Origin of the sequence: Erwinia sp. 198, from assembly GCF_003937915.1 — a bacterium.
Classification (GTDB): Bacteria; Pseudomonadota; Gammaproteobacteria; order Enterobacterales; family Enterobacteriaceae; genus Erwinia; species Erwinia aeris.
The window spans coordinates 511509-526597 of record NZ_RHUM01000002.1; the positions used below are offsets into that span (position 1 = coordinate 511509).

12 protein-coding genes are annotated in these 15089 nt (G+C 57.0%); 3 read left to right on the top strand and 9 right to left on the bottom strand.

Translation table 11 applies throughout. From position 1 onward, the window contains the following. Positions 1–3 precede the first annotated feature (3 nt). The 3 genes from EGK14_RS04945 to EGK14_RS04955 form a co-directional block, all read right to left on the bottom strand. A complete protein-coding gene (locus EGK14_RS04945; RefSeq protein WP_125287961.1) occupies positions 4–1002 on the bottom strand; it encodes a glycosyltransferase in 999 nt (332 codons plus the stop codon). Next, the gene (locus tag EGK14_RS04950) at positions 999–2528 is read right to left on the bottom strand and encodes a lipopolysaccharide biosynthesis protein (RefSeq protein WP_125287962.1); all 1530 of its coding nucleotides are present in this window, start codon (positions 2526–2528) and stop codon (positions 999–1001) included. Before EGK14_RS04950 ends, EGK14_RS04945 begins: the two co-directional genes overlap by 4 nt. Before the next feature lie 849 nt (positions 2529–3377). Beyond that, a complete protein-coding gene (locus tag EGK14_RS04955) occupies positions 3378–3611 on the bottom strand; it encodes a hypothetical protein (RefSeq protein WP_125287963.1) in 234 nt (77 codons plus the stop codon). Between the two features lie 117 nt (positions 3612–3728). Between EGK14_RS04955 and EGK14_RS04960 the strand changes: the two genes are divergently transcribed. Continuing rightward, complete coding sequence (locus tag EGK14_RS04960) at positions 3729–5903, top strand: bifunctional diguanylate cyclase/phosphodiesterase (protein ID WP_125287964.1); 2175 nt, start codon at positions 3729–3731, stop codon at positions 5901–5903. Positions 5904–5970: 67 nt separating this feature from the next. Here EGK14_RS04960 and EGK14_RS04965 read toward each other — a convergent pair whose 3' ends face one another. Both EGK14_RS04965 and EGK14_RS04970 read right to left on the bottom strand, forming a co-directional pair. Beyond that, positions 5971–7491 carry an aldehyde dehydrogenase family protein gene (locus EGK14_RS04965; RefSeq protein WP_125287965.1) on the bottom strand — a complete coding sequence of 507 codons (1521 nt, stop codon included), beginning with the start codon at positions 7489–7491 and terminating at the stop codon, positions 5971–5973. A 153-nt stretch (positions 7492–7644) separates the two neighbouring features. Next, on the bottom strand, positions 7645–8355 hold the full coding sequence (locus tag EGK14_RS04970; protein ID WP_125287966.1) for a glutamine amidotransferase: 711 nt from the start codon (positions 8353–8355) through the stop codon (positions 7645–7647). 123 nt (positions 8356–8478) lie between these two features. Here EGK14_RS04970 and EGK14_RS04975 point away from each other — a divergent pair, with 123 nt between their 5' ends. Together EGK14_RS04975 and EGK14_RS04980 are read left to right on the top strand one after the other, a co-directional pair. Beyond that, positions 8479–9366: a DMT family transporter gene (locus EGK14_RS04975; protein WP_125287967.1), complete on the top strand. Its 888-nt coding sequence runs from the start codon at positions 8479–8481 to the stop codon at positions 9364–9366. Between the two features lie 45 nt (positions 9367–9411). Next, a complete protein-coding gene (locus EGK14_RS04980; protein ID WP_125287968.1) occupies positions 9412–10806 on the top strand; it encodes a CoA transferase in 1395 nt (464 codons plus the stop codon). Between the two features lie 134 nt (positions 10807–10940). On the opposite strand, the gene EGK14_RS04985 is transcribed toward EGK14_RS04980, so the two are convergent. From EGK14_RS04985 to EGK14_RS05000, 4 genes are all read right to left on the bottom strand, one after another. Then, on the bottom strand, positions 10941–11495 hold the full coding sequence (locus EGK14_RS04985; protein WP_125287969.1) for a molecular chaperone: 555 nt from the start codon (positions 11493–11495) through the stop codon (positions 10941–10943). 33 nt (positions 11496–11528) lie between these two features. After that, on the bottom strand, positions 11529–12266 hold the full coding sequence (locus tag EGK14_RS04990; RefSeq protein WP_125287970.1) for a phosphatase: 738 nt from the start codon (positions 12264–12266) through the stop codon (positions 11529–11531). A gap of 37 nt (positions 12267–12303) precedes the next feature. After that, positions 12304–13245 (bottom strand): glyoxylate/hydroxypyruvate reductase GhrA, encoded by a 942-nt coding sequence (gene ghrA, locus EGK14_RS04995; RefSeq protein ID WP_125287971.1) that lies wholly within the window; start codon positions 13243–13245, stop codon positions 12304–12306. A gap of 86 nt (positions 13246–13331) precedes the next feature. Then, on the bottom strand, positions 13332–14792 hold the full coding sequence (locus EGK14_RS05000) for a peptide MFS transporter (protein ID WP_233598440.1): 1461 nt from the start codon (positions 14790–14792) through the stop codon (positions 13332–13334). Positions 14793–15089 lie beyond the last annotated feature (297 nt).

Genomic DNA, 15089 nt, shown 5'->3' on the forward strand with positions numbered 1-15089 from the left:
GCGTTATAACGCGCTGGAGAGTTTTTTCTTACAGTAGACCAGGCTGCTGTAAAGCGGATTCAGATACCAGATAACCATCAGTTTGATATTGTTTCGCGTCAGTTGGCGTACCAGCGCGTTTACCCTGGGCTGGTACTCCTTCGGCACGGTCATGTCATGCTCGCGCAGCATTTTCAGACAGCCGCTCATCACCGGAAAATAGTAATCGTCCACCAGCGAGCTTTCTACCGGCACGTTGGCGGCACGGATAGCCTCTTCGGTGCCTTCACGAGCGATAAAGTAGTTCTTCACCCAGGAAAAATCGCGCGTACGTACGGAAAGCGACGTCGTGGTATAGCGCTTAAAGTAGTAGGCTTCCGGCGTCACGAAGATTTGTTTTGCCTGCAGATAGAGGGTAAACATAAAAGGCGCGTCTTCGTGGTTCTGGATCGGCAGAAAGCGGCTGCGGGTACGAATAATCAACTCGCGAGAGATGATGCTGGACCAGAGCACGCGGTGCGCGGAGCCGCTGCTGTTCAGCTGCTGAATAAAGGCCGTGCCGCCGCTGTATACCCCTTTAAGGTTACGTGCATGCGTGATCTCAGGCTTGCGTTCCGCCACGGGCACGTCCATAAACATTTTGGCGGCGAAGCAGAACATCTCCAGCTCCGGACAGGCGCGCTTTTCACGCAGGAAATCGGCGAACAGCGTCGGGCCGGTGAGATCGTCGGCATCCATAAAGTAGATAAAGTCGCCGGTGGCCAGCTCCAGCCCTTTGTTCCTGGCGGCGCTGACGCCGCCGTGAGCGTTACGGACCAGCTGAATGCGCGGATCGCGCTGGCAATACTCCTCAATCAGCCGATCGGTACCGTCGGTAGAACCATCGTCGATAATAATAATCTGCTGCGGCACTATCGTTTGTTGCAGCAGCGAATCAACAGCCTCGCTCAGATCGGCCCGCCCGTTATAGACGGGCATAATCACGGACAGCGTGGGCTGCGCCAGATCGTCCTGGTTAATCATCTTTCACCTCGCAGGTTCAGCCGACGGAAAGTTACGTTTTTAAGGTAGTCGCCTACTTTACTGTGCAGCAGGCAGCAGATAGCCAGGTTCACAAAACCGATCAGGCCCAGGAACAGCAGGTTCAGCCAGCGGTTATCGTTCCACTCGAAAGGGATCGACAGCGTGAGAAAAGCCACGCAGGCGGAAACGGCCCAGATGAGCAGCACGTCGCGGGTCAGCCACTGCATATGGATTGTCGGCGCGAACTTCCTGTGCACAATCCATGACCAGACCAGCAGGTAGAAAATGTTCTGCGCAACCCACACGATGCCGGTGCCCAGCGCGCCATAGTGGATGGCCGCAAAGATATTCAGCGGGATCAGGATAATGGCAAACAGCGTAAAGCCTTTCATGTGCAGCGACAGGTTGCCGTTCACATACTGTAGATTATAAAGCAGGCCGACAATCGCCTGCACGCCGCTGCCCAGCGCATACAGCGTCATTACCAGCGACATCTGCTCACCGATCTGCGCGTTCTGCGTCCAGGCCCAAATTAGCTGGGTTGGATAGAAAGCGATGGTCAGGCTGAGCGGCGCCATAAAGATGCTTACCGCCTGGGTTGTCCAGCGGTACAGCTTCAGCGTTTCCTGCTCGCCGTTCTCGCTTTTGGTACGCATCCCCGTCATGCGCGGCACAATCGCCTGCATAATCGGGCTGCTGAGCATCACGATGCCGGTTGCCGCCGTCGCCACCACGGTAAAGGAACCATAGGTCGCCAGCGGCAGCGTTTTGGACAGCACCAGACGGTCAATCTGCGAGATAAACGTCCAGATGGCGCTGGAAAAAGCCGCGCCGACGGCAAAGCGCAGGAAGGGCTTCAGCACGCCTTTCAGGTTATCCACCTTGGTATTGCGATCGCTTTTAGGCACCAGCTGGTAAGATTTACGAATGCAGAAGAAGGCCTCGCCCAGTGAAATCAACAGCTGCCAGCAGAAGAAGAAGATGACCGGGTTCGACGCGAAACGAATAACGAACACCGCGCCAAAGGTGCGCAGCGTAATTACCACCAGGTTCAGTGCGTTCAGCCAGACCTGATGTTCATAACCGACAATTACGCTGCGGTAAGGCCCGATACGCCAGCGGATAGCGGCGGTCAGCACCATAATGCCCACGGCGATAACCAAATCCTGATGCGGGATAGTTTTCGCATGCAGCCAGTGCGAGGCGACATAAGGCGAGGCAAACCAGCCCATGACCACCAGCACGGCGGAAGAGATCAAAAAGAATTTACCCAGCGTAGCGAACAGCGAGGGAAACCACGGGTTTTGCTCCCGATCGGCGCGATAGCGGGCCGCCTCACGCAGCAGCGTAGTGGAAATCCCCACGTCCAGCAGCTGTAGCCAGGTCAACAGGATCGAGAAAAAGCCGATAAGGCCGTAAATCTCCATGCCCAGTTGGTGAATATATAAGGGTACGACCAGTATCCCGGCAAGCGTGATATAAATCTGACCGACATAATTCGCAACCGCATTACGCTTAATCGACATAATCTCTTCTATCGTGCTCGGTTTATCATTTATCAATAATGCAGACTAACAAATCGCTGCCCGAACTACATCCGGGAAATAGTCTTAAAAGCGCGATGCCAGAAGCCACGCCTGAATAGTACCGTTCAGCAACAGGTTGTTATAAAAGAATGCGGCAAGCTTGTATCTTTAACGTCCAATACGGGCTATAAAAAAATAGTAAATCTGAGATAAAAAAAGCTGAACAATCATTATCCGTTTTTTACATTCTGTGAGCCATTCTTATCTGGAGCGATGTCGTGAGCATGGCGGAAGTCATGGCAGACAAGGTTTAGCGGGTGGCCCTGATGCTGAGACAGGCTTTTAATTTTCCCTGGCCCTTGCCGGCTGCCCAATGCGCCAGCAGCATCCGGCAACAGAAAAAGGCGGCTTATGGATAGCAAAAATCTGCGCGGAGTAAAGCCGGAAGCCAACCGGCAGCGCGCGCAAATACAGCCTCTGGCGAAAAATCTCCCCCAATCGACCCTGATTGAGATCCTGATCTGTCATGAGCGCGGATAGCTGACCCGTTTTTAGCTCACTATTTCACCGTCTTATTTTCTATTCGGGCCAATCAATGCTGAGCGCTTTAAGCAGCAGGAAAACCGATGTTAACCCAATCGTCATTTTTTATGCCTCTTTTCATTACCTGATTTAAAAATATCCGGACAACCGTGATAAAAAACACCCGAATATGATTAAAGACAAAAATAAATATCATTCTTTTAACTATTTTTTCCGCGTAAAATAAAAATAACCTGGATAAGAAAATAAAAATGTTAATCAGCTTGTTATTGGTTGGCGACGATAAAAAATCACGACCCTGTTAATTTAAGCGCCGTAGGCGTGCTTTTCCCTGTCGTTTCCGAAAGTTTTTCCCGCCAGCCGTAAATTTTCAACCGCCTGTTTTTTCTGGGATTTAATCAAAGAAACAGTTATTCCCCTGCTAAATGCCGGGCTGACGCAACCGTGATGTGGCGCATAAAGCGCGCGGCAGGCCGTCTCTTTTTCTGCCCTCTCTGCCACAGAGAGGCTGGCTGCCGCGACTAACGTGATAGAGATCACATTCAATCTTCTGACGCATAATTCCACCTCTGCGACCTCAGCCTGCCGGGATCGGGATTTATGCTAGCCTCAAAGTAGAAGGAGTGTTGCCGTCCTGAGAGTGGGTTGATAAAAAACATGAAAATATCAGATAGTTTTCGCAGCCATTTTATCCGCGAAGTGCTTATACCTTTGGTGCTGGTGTTATTAATTATTTTTACTGCGGCAACGTTTACGGTCTGGTGGGCCACCGCGAAAACCAATCGCGACGCCGCTCAGCAGCAGCAGCAGATTATCGAGACTTCGCTGGCGCAAAGCCTGACGGAAATGATCAAACAGAACCGCAGCCTGGCGCTGTGGCAGCCGCTTGGCCGCCGCCTGGAGCGCGCGCTTCAGGATACGCCCTGGCTGAACCAGAACGTCGGTACCTGGCTGTCGACCATGTTTGGTCACCAGCTCATCTACATTCTTGATGAGCTGGATCGGCCGGTGTATCGCTGGGAGTGGGATAAAAACGTTCCTCTGGCGCAGTTCGGGCATTTGCGTCAGCCGATCCATGAGCTATCGGCCCGGCTTAAAACCCCCTTTGCCAGCGGCGGCCATGCCGAAGCGATCGACTTTACCCTGATCGATAAACGCCCTGCCGCGCTCGCCATCAGCGTTATTGATGACGGCTACGGTGGCAGCGGGCGTTTCCGGCTGGTGAGCGTAAAATATCTGGACGCCAGCTATCTCAATTCCCTCTCTCAACGCAGCCTGCTGCACGATCTGCACTACGCTGACGGCAAGCCGATGAAAACGGGCGCTAACTATTTGTTGAAAAATCGCCTCGGCGACGCGCTGGGCTATATCAGCTGGCGCCCGGCCGCGCCCGGCACGCAAATGTTTCAGGTTATCGGCCCGGTCGGGCTGGCAATGGTGCTGATTATTACGCTGATCTGCGCAGTGATGATCCGACGCCTGTGGCTGTCCTCGCTCAAACTCTCACAGTCTTTGCTGCAGCTGGGCGCCAGCGAGGCGCAGGCGCAGCATCTGGCTTTCCATGACGTGTTGACCGGCCTGCCCAACCGCGCGCTGGTTGAGGAACGGCTGACGCAGGCGCTGGGCAAGCTGAACCGCAGTCCTGAACATGTCGCGCTGCTGCTGCTGGATCTCGACCGTTTTAAACAGGTTAATGACACCTATGGGCACCATGCGGGAGATGCGCTGATTATCGACGTGGGACAGCGCCTTAGCCAGGAGGTCAGAGAAACCGATACCGTAGGCCGGCTTGGCGGCGACGAATTTGTGGTCATCGTGGAAGGGATCACCGTGTTTAGCGATATTCAGAGGCTGTGCGAGCGCATCGTTGCTTCGCTGGCCCGGCCTTTTACGCTGCTGGGCAGCGAAACCTGGATAGGCGTCAGTATTGGCGTGGCGATGGCACCTCAGGATGCAGGCGATCGGCTGGAAATGATGCGTAAAGCGGATATCGCGCTGTACGAGGCCAAAAGCCAGGGACGCGGCCAGTATCGCGTGTTTGATAACTCGATGGATGAACAGGTCAAAACGCGCCAGCTGATTGCGGCTGATTTACGCGCCGCGCTGCAAAACAAGCGCGATCTGGCCGTTTACTATCAGCCGCTGATGGATATTTCCGGGCAGCAGGTCGTGGGGCTGGAAGCGCTGATGCGCTGGCATCATCCGCAGCGCGGCGTGATCTCGCCCAGCGAATTTATTCCGCTGGCGGAGGAAATGGGCCTGATTATCCAGATTGGCGAATGGGTGCTGCGTGAAGCCTGCCGCGTGTCGCTGGCGTGGCCCGATATCTCCATGGCCATTAATGTCTCCCCTTTACAGTTTCGTTCGGCCGGCTTTGTGGAGCGGTTTAAAGCCATCGTCCAGCAGGAAAAAACGCTGCCTTCACGTATTGAGCTGGAAATTACCGAAGGCGTGCTGATTGAGGATGAGAAAGGCGCGCAGGAGATTATGCGCGCGCTGCGTGAAGCGGGTTTCCGTATCGCGCTGGATGATTTCGGCACGGGCTATTCCAGCCTTAATTACCTGAGTCATTTCTCGGTGGATAAAATTAAAATCGACCGCTCCTTTACCCAGTCGCTGGGGGTGACGGAAAACTCAACCGCCATCATCGAATCGGTAGTAAGGCTGGGCCAGGCGATGGGGCTGACCGTCACCGCAGAAGGCGTGGAAACCAATAGCCAGATGGCGGCGCTGGCCGAGGCGGGCTGTAATCAACTGCAGGGCTATCTTTTTTCACAGGCCGTATCGGAACAGGAAATTGCCGCGCTGCTGGCTCACAGTAAAGCCAGCTGACGCTCTGTGACAACGTCACCTTTCCGTTAGCGCCACGCCCGTTCATAACGATGCGCGGCGCGTGATGTTAAAAGAAACCCAGCGGTTCGGTGCTGTAGCTGACCAGCAGATTTTTAGTTTGCTGATAGTGATCGAGCATCATTTTATGCGTTTCTCGCCCGATACCGGACTTTTTATAGCCGCCAAACGCCGCGTGTGCCGGATAAAGGTGGTAGCAGTTAGTCCAGACGCGCCCTGCCTTAATCGCCCTGCCGACCCGATAAGCGCGGTTGATATCGCGCGTCCAGACGCCCGCGCCCAGCCCATAGATCGAGTCGTTGGCGATGGCTATGGCTTCCGCCTCATCTTTAAAGGTCGTGATGCCCACTACAGGCCCGAAGATCTCCTCCTGGAATACGCGCATACTGTTGTTGCCCTTGAGCAGCGTTGGCTGAATGTAATAGCCGCCGGCCAGATCGGCGTCCAGCTTCTCCACGCCGCCGCCGGTCAGCACCTCTGCGCCTTCCTGCCGCGCAATGTCCAGGTAAGAGAGAATTTTATCAAACTGCTGCTGCGAAGCCTGCGCGCCGATCATGGTATCGGTATCCATAGGATCGCCGCGCCTGATGGTTTTAATTCTTTTTAAGACCGCCTCCATAAAGGGCGCATAAATGGATTCCTGCACCAGCGCGCGCGAAGGACAGGTGCACACCTCGCCCTGATTCAGAAAGCCCAGCACCACGCCTTCCGCTGCTTTCTCTATAAAAGAAGACTCGGCCTGCATGATGTCCTCAAAGAAGATGTTCGGTGACTTGCCGCCCAGCTCGACCGTTGAAGGGATCAGGTTTTTCGCCGCCAGCTCCAGGATATGACCGCCGGTAGCGGTAGAGCCGGTAAAGGCGATTTTGGCGATGCGCGGATTGCCCGCCAGCGCCTCGCCTGCTTCACGACCAAAGCCATGCACTACGTTCAGCACGCCTTTCGGCAGCAGGTCGGCGATCAGCTCGACAAACAGCGTGATTGACAGCGGCGTCTGCTCCGCTGGTTTCAGTACCACACAGTTGCCCGCGCCGAGCGCTGGCGCCAGCTTCCAGGCCGCCATCAGCAGCGGAAAGTTCCACGGGATAATCTGGCCGACAACGCCCAGCGGTTCGTGAAAATGGTAGGCGGCGGTAAACTCGTCGATTTCCGCCGCCGTGCCTTCCTGCGCGCGCAGGCAGCCTGCGAAATAGCGAAAATGATCGACCGCCAGCGGCAGATCCGCCGCCAGCGTCTCGCGTACCGGTTTACCGTTGTCCCAGCTTTCGTTGACGGCCAGATATTCCAGCTTCTCTTCCAGCCGATCGGCGATTTTCAGCAGCGTTAGCGAACGTGCCTGGACGGAGGTTTTGCCCCAGGCTTCTGCCGCAGCGTGCGCCGCATCGATGGCGTTTTCAACATCCACCTTGTCTGAACGCGGGAACTCGCCGATGGTCGAGCCGTTAACCGGTGACGTATTGGTAAAGTAATTGCCGTTCACCGGCGCAACAAACTCGCCGTTGATAAAATTGCCGTAGTGCGATTTCAGCACGATTAAGGAATCCTGACTGCCCGGATATGCGTAGCGCATGATCGTCTCTCCGCGATAATTAACAATTAAACAACTTAAAATCAACATTAACAGAACAGGAGAAATTGACAGCCGGGCCGGGCGGAAAGTGTGACCGCGCCGAAAGGAAAGCGGTAAAGTGAGGAAAGAGGACGGCAAAGCCGCCCCGTTGCATCAGGCCCGACGCTCGATCGCGCAGGACTGCTGACAAAAATGTTGCAAGAGCCGCAGCGGCCAGCTGGGTTCGGGGAGCGCTTCGCCAAAGTCCTGCTGCCGCTGGCCGTTTTGCTGACAGGCCGCCATAATCGCCGACGTAAACTCGGGATGAAACTGAACCGAGAGCGCCTGCGGGCTGTAGCGAATGATCTGACACGGCTCCATTGTGGAAGAGGCCAGCACCCGCGCGCCAGTCGGCGGTCGCAGTACCGACTGACGATGGGAAAGCCACGCGGAAAACTGCCCGGGCAGCGCGCCCAGCAACGCATCGTCAGCGCCCTCTTCGTGACGGGTGATCTGCTGTACTCCCCCTTCCCAGCCACGCGGATTATCGCCGACCTTACCGCCCAGCGCGTAAGCCATAAGCTGATGACCATAGCAGACGCCCAGCAGCGGTAGCCGGTGATCCATAGCGCTGCGTATCCAGGCCGCCGTACGCTCGCTCCACTCGGCGTGATCGGTGACCATCGCCCAGGAGCCGGAGAGGATGGCCCCCGACAGCAACGCGGGATCGGGCAGCGCTTCGCCCAGATCGGGACGCACGATCAGCCAGCCATCCGGCTGTAAACCCGCAGCGGCGATAAACCAGTGCTGCTGCTCGCCCACCCGGGCCATAACGCCCGCAGGCGGCGTTTCAAACTGAATAATAGCGAAAGGAAGCGCGTTCATCGTCTGGCAGTATCCTTATGTGGCTGATTCGGAATCTTACAAGAAAATAGGGCCTTCACGCTTAACATCATGGCGATTCGTGCCATCATAGGCTAATGATTAAACACACTAAAGGATTGCGTTGTGGCTGTACGTCATTTTTTCCTGATTTTGCTGGTGGTCACCACCTGGGCTTTCAATAACGTTGCGGTAAAATGGGGGCTTGGCGAGGTGCCGCCGCTGTTTCTGACGCTGATGCGCTTTGTGGTGGTGGCGCTGATCCTGGTGCCTTTTACCCGCGTCACGCGTGAACAGCTGCGCTACCTGGTGCCGCTGGCCTTTACCTTTGGCTTTATGCACTTCTCACTGCTGTTTCTTGGCCTGAAATATACCGACGCGGGCACGGGTGCCATCGTGGTGCAGCTGGGGACGCCTTTCGCGATGATCCTGGCAATGATTTTTTTGCAGGAAAAACTGTCGCTGGTGCAGATGTTGGGTATCGCCATTTCGCTGAGTGGCGTGGTAGTGCTGGCGGGCAGCCCGACCATTCCGACATGGTGGGTGCTGTGCCTGCTGCTTTGCAGCGCAGTAGGCTGGGCCGTCAGCAACCTTATCGTGAAGAAATCCCCGACGATCAAGCCGCTGACTATGACCGGCTGGCTCTCTTTTCTGGCGATCCCTGTCGTGGGCCTCTCGTCTTTCTTTATGGAAAGCGGCCAGCTGACCAGCCTGATTAACGCTTCATGGCGAGGCTGGTTCGCGATTTTGTATAGCGCGATTTGCTCTTCCATCTTCGCCTATTCGCTGTGGTACAGCCTGCTGCGAACCTATAACGTCAACCTGATTATGCCCTATTCCCTGCTGACGCCGGTGCTGTCGGTAATTATGGGCGTGCTGGTGCTGGGCGACAGCATGAATCTTTTTAAGGTTTTCGGCTCGCTGCTGGTGGTGGTCGGCACGGCGATTGCGGTGATCAACCTGCGCAACCTGAGGATGCACGCCCGCCTGCCAAAGCTCAAGCGGCTGCGCTAGCGACCGCCGATCTTCGTTGCTATGGTTAAATTAAAGGAGGAAGCAATGACGACCCGGTTAACCGCACAATTATGGCAACAGCTCTGGCAGGCATTACGCAATGACGACGCGCCCGATGTCCATTTTACCGGCGAACAGCGTCTCCGCTCCGCCTTTCCGGTCACCGAGCTGGCGGCCACCAGCATGGCACTGGCGATGCAGACGGCCGCAGCCCTGACCGGTAATCCCTCCCGTCAGCGCGTCGAAATGCGTCTGGCGTCCCGCTGGTTTCAACACAGCTTTCAGCCCGTAAATCGCTCCGCGCCCTCGTTGTGGGATGCCTTTGCCGGAGACTACGCTGCCGCAAACGGCTGGATCCGCCTGCATACCAACGCGCCGCATCACCGGGCGGCGATGGAAAACGTGCTGGGCGCGCACGCCAGCCGCGCCGCTTTGGCGCAGGCCGTCAGCCGCCAGGACAAAACCGCGCTCGAACAGGCGATGATTGACGCGGGCGGCTGTGCGGCAGAGATGCGCAGCGTGGAAGCCTGGCGGCAGCATCCACAGGGGCAAAGCGTACGGCAAGAGCCGCTGATCGCGCAAAGCGTACAACCGCAGGCCGCCGCGCCGGGTTGGGCGCTGTCGAGGCTGCGACCACTGCAAGGCGTCAGGGTGCTGGATCTGACCCGAATTATTGCCGGGCCGGTCGCCACGCGCTTTCTGGCCGGGTTGGGCGCGGACGTGCTGCGGCTCGATCCGCCAGGCTGGCAGGAGCCGACGCTGGAGGAGGAAGTCACGCTGGGCAAACGCTGTGCGCGCCTCGACTTAAAATCGGCAGCAGGCAGGCAGATTTTTGAACAGCTGCTGGGCCAGGCGGATATTCTGATCCACGGCTATCGCGCCGATGCGCTTAGCGCGCTGGGGTATGATACGGAAGCACAACAAAAGCTTTCTCCTGGCCTCATCGAGGTCAGCCTGAACGCGTGGGGCTGGACAGGGCCGTGGCGCAACCGGCGGGGTTTCGACAGCCTGGTACAGATGGGCTGCGGCATAGCGGAAGCCGGCCGACAATGGCAGCACAGCGAGAAACCGGTGCCGCTGCCGGTACAGGCGCTCGACCATGCTACCGGCTATCTGATGGCCGCCGCCGCGCTGGAAGGCATGCGGCTCAGGCTACAAAACGGCACGGGCTTCCGCGCCAGGCTGTCGTTGGCCCGCACCGCCTGCCTGCTGACCGATAATCCTTACCCCGAGGCGATGCGGCTCAACGGGTTGGTTAGCGCGCAGCCGCATGATAATAATGTCGAAACGGAGATAAACGCCTGGGGGATAGGCCTGCGCCTTAAGCCGCCGGTAGACCTGCCCGGCACGCCACTGGTTTGGTCTGCATCCGCCTCGCCGTTAGGTTCTGCGCGCGCAGCGTGGCGGGATGAACCCGCTGGCTACGCACCTGTTAACTAATAAAGTTAAGCCGGACGACCGGGCCGTTTCGCGCACCTGCTGACGGACAAAGTAAAGCCAGTATCGTCGAACAGCGTGCTGGCTTTGCTCTGTAACTGCCAGCAAGAAACATACTGGCCGGATTGTCCGCAGCTTTACGCTTCGTCTTCTTCCGCCAGTTCGTCGCGCATCGCCTGAATCGCTTCGCGGCTCAGGGCGGCCAGCGTACGGTAAAACGGCGTGTCGGCCCAGGCTTCCACCTTGCCCAGGAACTGACCGCACCACGGCAGCAAATAGTCGTCGAACAGCGTAATTTGCGCCTGTACCTCATCCTCCTGTGACTGATCCTCCAGCCAGGAGGCGGCCAGCAGCAGCGAACCAAACCGATCGGCCGGGCCTTCGCTAAGCGGCATGCCACGGCTCTGCAAAAACGCCCGCACTTCGCTCTCCTGCGGGCCATTTTCCCACTTTGAACCCTCCGGCGACACCTTGCAGTCGCTGCCGACAAACAGCGCGTTATAGTCAGCGGCCAGCGCCTGCGGATCGCTGTTCTGCTGCAAACGCGTCAGCAACTCGTCCTGCTCCAACGGCCACTGCTGCTGCAGCTTGCCCTCGCGCAACAGCGTAAACAGCGGCACCAGCAGCGGATCCTGCGGCTGGCGGTTAAAGAGCGAGCCAAGGATGCGGCAGATAATCGAAAATTCATTCATCAGGATGGGTCCATAGCATTAAGCGTGACAACGTCACAGGTCAGCAAATTCTGTAATGGCCGTGCCGGTTCTGCGCTGTAAAAAATCCAGCAGGCGGCGCGGCGTGACATTTAATACGCGTTCTTCGGGAAAATCCACTTCCTTCATGATCCGCAGACAATGCTCAAAATTGCCCAGCGTAAAGGCGGTATGGGAGTCCGAGCCGCAGGCGATCCAGCCGCCGGCATCGCGTACTGCGGCTGCAATAGCACGACAGTTAGGCTCACTGCCCTTGCGCGAGTGGGTAAAAGAGGAGTTATTCAGCTCCAGCGCCACCTCGTATTTTGCGGCGGCTTCAGCAATGGCGGGGATATCTACCGGATATTTCGGGTTGCCCGGATGGCTGATGATATGCACGTTGCCGCTGGCCATGGCGGCGATCATCGCTTCGGTATTGGTCGCCTTGTCGCGCGGTGCGAAAACCGGCTCGTGAAAGCCTGCCACCACGATATCCATGGCCTCCATCATCGGCCCGGTACAGTCGATATCGCCTGCCAGGTTTTTAATATTGGCTTCAATACCGCGCAGGATGCCAATGCCGTCTACCACGCGCGGCCAGACTCGCATATTGATAAAATGCCAGTGGTGCGGCGCATCGGCCATATCGGGGCCGTGATCGGTGATCGCCAACAGTTTGACGCCGCAGGTTTGCGCCTGCTGAACATAGTCACGCAGCGTGCTGTAGGCATGGGTGCTGGCAACGGTGTGCATATGAAGATCGACAGGGTACATAATTTCTCCTTGTTGACGGGCGCTCGGCCCGGACGAGTTAGTAGCCTCGGGCCAGATCGACCTGACCGGCGGGCATATCACCCGCTTCACGCCGGCGGATGGCGTCAGCGATGTAGTCCATAGCTTCTTCCGGCAGGGTGACAGCCGCATTATGCGGCGTGATGGCGATAGCCGGATGCGTCCAGAAAGGATGATCCTGCGCCAGCGGCTCCTGCGCAAAAACGTCCAGCGCCGCCGCTTTGAGTTCGCCCGCCGCCAGCGCCGTCAGCAGATCTTCTTCCACCAGATGCGCGCCGCGCGCCAGATTAATCAGATAGGCTTCCGGCTGGAGCTGGCTCAGTAAAGCACGGTTCAGAATGCCGACGGTTTGCGGCGTGTTCGGCAACAGGTTAATCAGCACGCGGGTACCGGAAAGAAACTCGTTCAGCTGCGCTTCGCCATGGAAACTGATGACGTCAGGCAGCGTTTTCGGCGTACGGCTCCAGCAGCGCACCGGAAACCCCCAGTAGCGCAGGCTTTCCGCCACGCTGCGCCCCAACACGCCCGCGCCCAGAATGCCGATGGTAAAAGCGTCCCGGCCAGGGTTGCGCAGCGGCTGCCATAACGCCTGACTTTTCTGCTGCTGATAGTCGTTAAAGCGGCGGAACCAGCCCAGCACGTGCCATACAGCATATTCCTGCATCTGGCGGCCCATGCCGGTATCCTCAAGACGAAATAGCGGCACGCCAGTTGCCAGCATTTGCGGGTATTCGCGCAGCTGGGTGAGAATATCATCCACGCCCGCGCCCAGCGCAAAAACGCCCTTTAAATCCGTGCGGCCCTGCAGCATTGCTACCGGCGGCTGGCGCACCAGCGCGTAATCCGCAGGCGCCCGGTCGTCCGGCGTCCATTCCCGCACGCGGGCCTGCGGTAAACGCTGCTCTAATCCGGCCTGCCATTTTTTTGCATTAAAGGAAGGATGGTAAAAAATGATATCCACGCGGCTTCTCCTGTTTTTTCTTCAGGCTCGGGGAAAATGCAGCCCGTGGCAAGCAAAAAATAAGGGGCCGTTATGGCCCCCGCTAACTAACGTGTCGTCTGGATAAGCCTGCGCAGCAGCGGCATCAGCAGCAGTAGCAGCAGGCCAGTGGCGACGCTGCCGCAGCCCAGCAGCATAAAGATATGGCTGTAGCCAGGGTTGGTCAGCGCAGGTGAACTGCCGCTGTTCTCCGGCATCATGCCGGAAACGTGACCGGCCAGCACCGACGCGACGCCTGTCACCATCATCCAGCAGCCCATCATCACGCCCTGATAACGTAGCGGTGCCAGTCTGCCAATCATCGCGTAGCCAACCGGCGAGATCAGCAGCTCGGCCAGGCTTTGCAGAATATAGCTGATCGCGATCCATTTGAATGCCACCATGCCATCGCCGCCGGCCAGCATAATACCCACGGGCAAGACCAGCATCCCCAACCCGATACAGAACAGTGAAGAAGCAAACTGCAAAGGAATATCGATGCGCCAGCCACGTTCGCGCATGTTACGAAAGCCCATCGCCAACAGCGGGCCGCCGAAAACAATCACCAGCGTATTGATGTTTTGCACCCACTGCGGCGCAATCCGGATGCCCCAAACGTTCAGCATAATATTGTGTTCGGTAAACAGCATCAGCCCCATCGGCGCCAGCTGATACAGCGTCCAGAAGACCAACGCGCCCAATGCCAGGATCAGATAGGCAGCCATTCGGCGCTGTTCTTCCCGGGGGCGATGTCGCAGCGTGGTAGCGGCAAGCAACAGAAAAACAACCGCGCCTAGGATTAGTACAAAAGTACCGGTAAAATCAGCATGGGTCAGCATCAGGCGGATAATCGGCACCAGCACCACCAGGATCAGCAGACCCGCCAGCATCCGCAGCCGCAGCTGCGATTTGTTGACGTGCCGCAGCGGCGTATCGATATCCGCCAGCGTTTTCCAGCGCAGCAGAGAAATGACGATGGCGACGGCGTTGCCCAGGGTGGCGAACAGAAACAGCGCCTGATAATGCTCCTGTAGCTGGAAATAGCCCGCGCCAGTGAAACCGATAAAGAAGCCCAGGTTCATCCCGGCGTAGTTCCACAGGAAGGCGCTTTCGCGACGGCTGTCTTCCGGCGTAAAACGCTGGGTCAGCATCATATTGATGCAGGTTACGTTCAGGCCGCTACCGGTCAGGAACATCGCCAGCCCCCAGTACAGCCCGTCCGCGCTTTGCCCGGAGAGGATCCAACAACCGATGACCTGCAACACCATGCCCAGCACAAACAGGTTACGATTGCTGAGGTAGCGTCCGCCGAGGTAGCCGCCAAACAGATGCAGCCCATAGTTGAAGGCGCCGAACACGCCCATCATGGCATTGGCCTGCGCCTCGCTGAAGCCGAGTCGTTTGGTGGCATAAAGCACCAGGGTGGAATAAAGCACGGCAAAGCCAAGGGTGGCGAAAATCTGGATAAAGAAGAGCGCGCGCGTACCTGCCTGCCCTGTCGCTCCACCGTTTTTAGTCTGGATAGTCACTGTGGCCTCGTGATTTTTTAGCCTGATAAAGCGAATCATTATGCACATTGTCAGGCCAATTGCGCTGATACCGTTGCGTTTTACTTAAGTAAACGGTCTTTTTGCCGAATTTTGCAGCAGCCTGCTGCAAAAATGAGTAAACGAGCGGAAAAGTGCAGAAAGGGTGTTGACCAGCGCACTACTTTTCCCTACATTACCGGCCACGCAGCAAGCTTGCGTAACAATATGGTGAGGTGTCCGAGTGGCTGAAGGAGCACGCCTGGAAAGTGTGTATACGGCAACGTATCAAGGGTTCGA

Bases quoted from the DNA above. Each gene is read 5' to 3' on its own strand.
- EGK14_RS04990 (WP_125287970.1), bottom strand. From the start codon at position 12,266: ATGTACCCTGTCGATCTTCATATGCACACCGTTGCCAGCACCCATGCC.
- EGK14_RS04970 (WP_125287966.1), bottom strand. From the start codon at position 8,355: ATGAACGCGCTTCCTTTCGCTATTATTCAGTTTGAAACGCCGCCTGCG.
- EGK14_RS04945 (WP_125287961.1), bottom strand. From the start codon at position 1,002: ATGATTAACCAGGACGATCTGGCGCAGCCCACGCTGTCCGTGATTATG.
- EGK14_RS04985 (WP_125287969.1), bottom strand. From the start codon at position 11,495: ATGAATGAATTTTCGATTATCTGCCGCATCCTTGGCTCGCTCTTTAAC.
- EGK14_RS04960 (WP_125287964.1), top strand. From the start codon at position 3,729: ATGAAAATATCAGATAGTTTTCGCAGCCATTTTATCCGCGAAGTGCTT.
- EGK14_RS04965 (WP_125287965.1), bottom strand. From the start codon at position 7,491: ATGCGCTACGCATATCCGGGCAGTCAGGATTCCTTAATCGTGCTGAAA.
- EGK14_RS04950 (WP_125287962.1), bottom strand. From the start codon at position 2,528: ATGTCGATTAAGCGTAATGCGGTTGCGAATTATGTCGGTCAGATTTAT.
- EGK14_RS04980 (WP_125287968.1), top strand. From the start codon at position 9,412: ATGACGACCCGGTTAACCGCACAATTATGGCAACAGCTCTGGCAGGCA.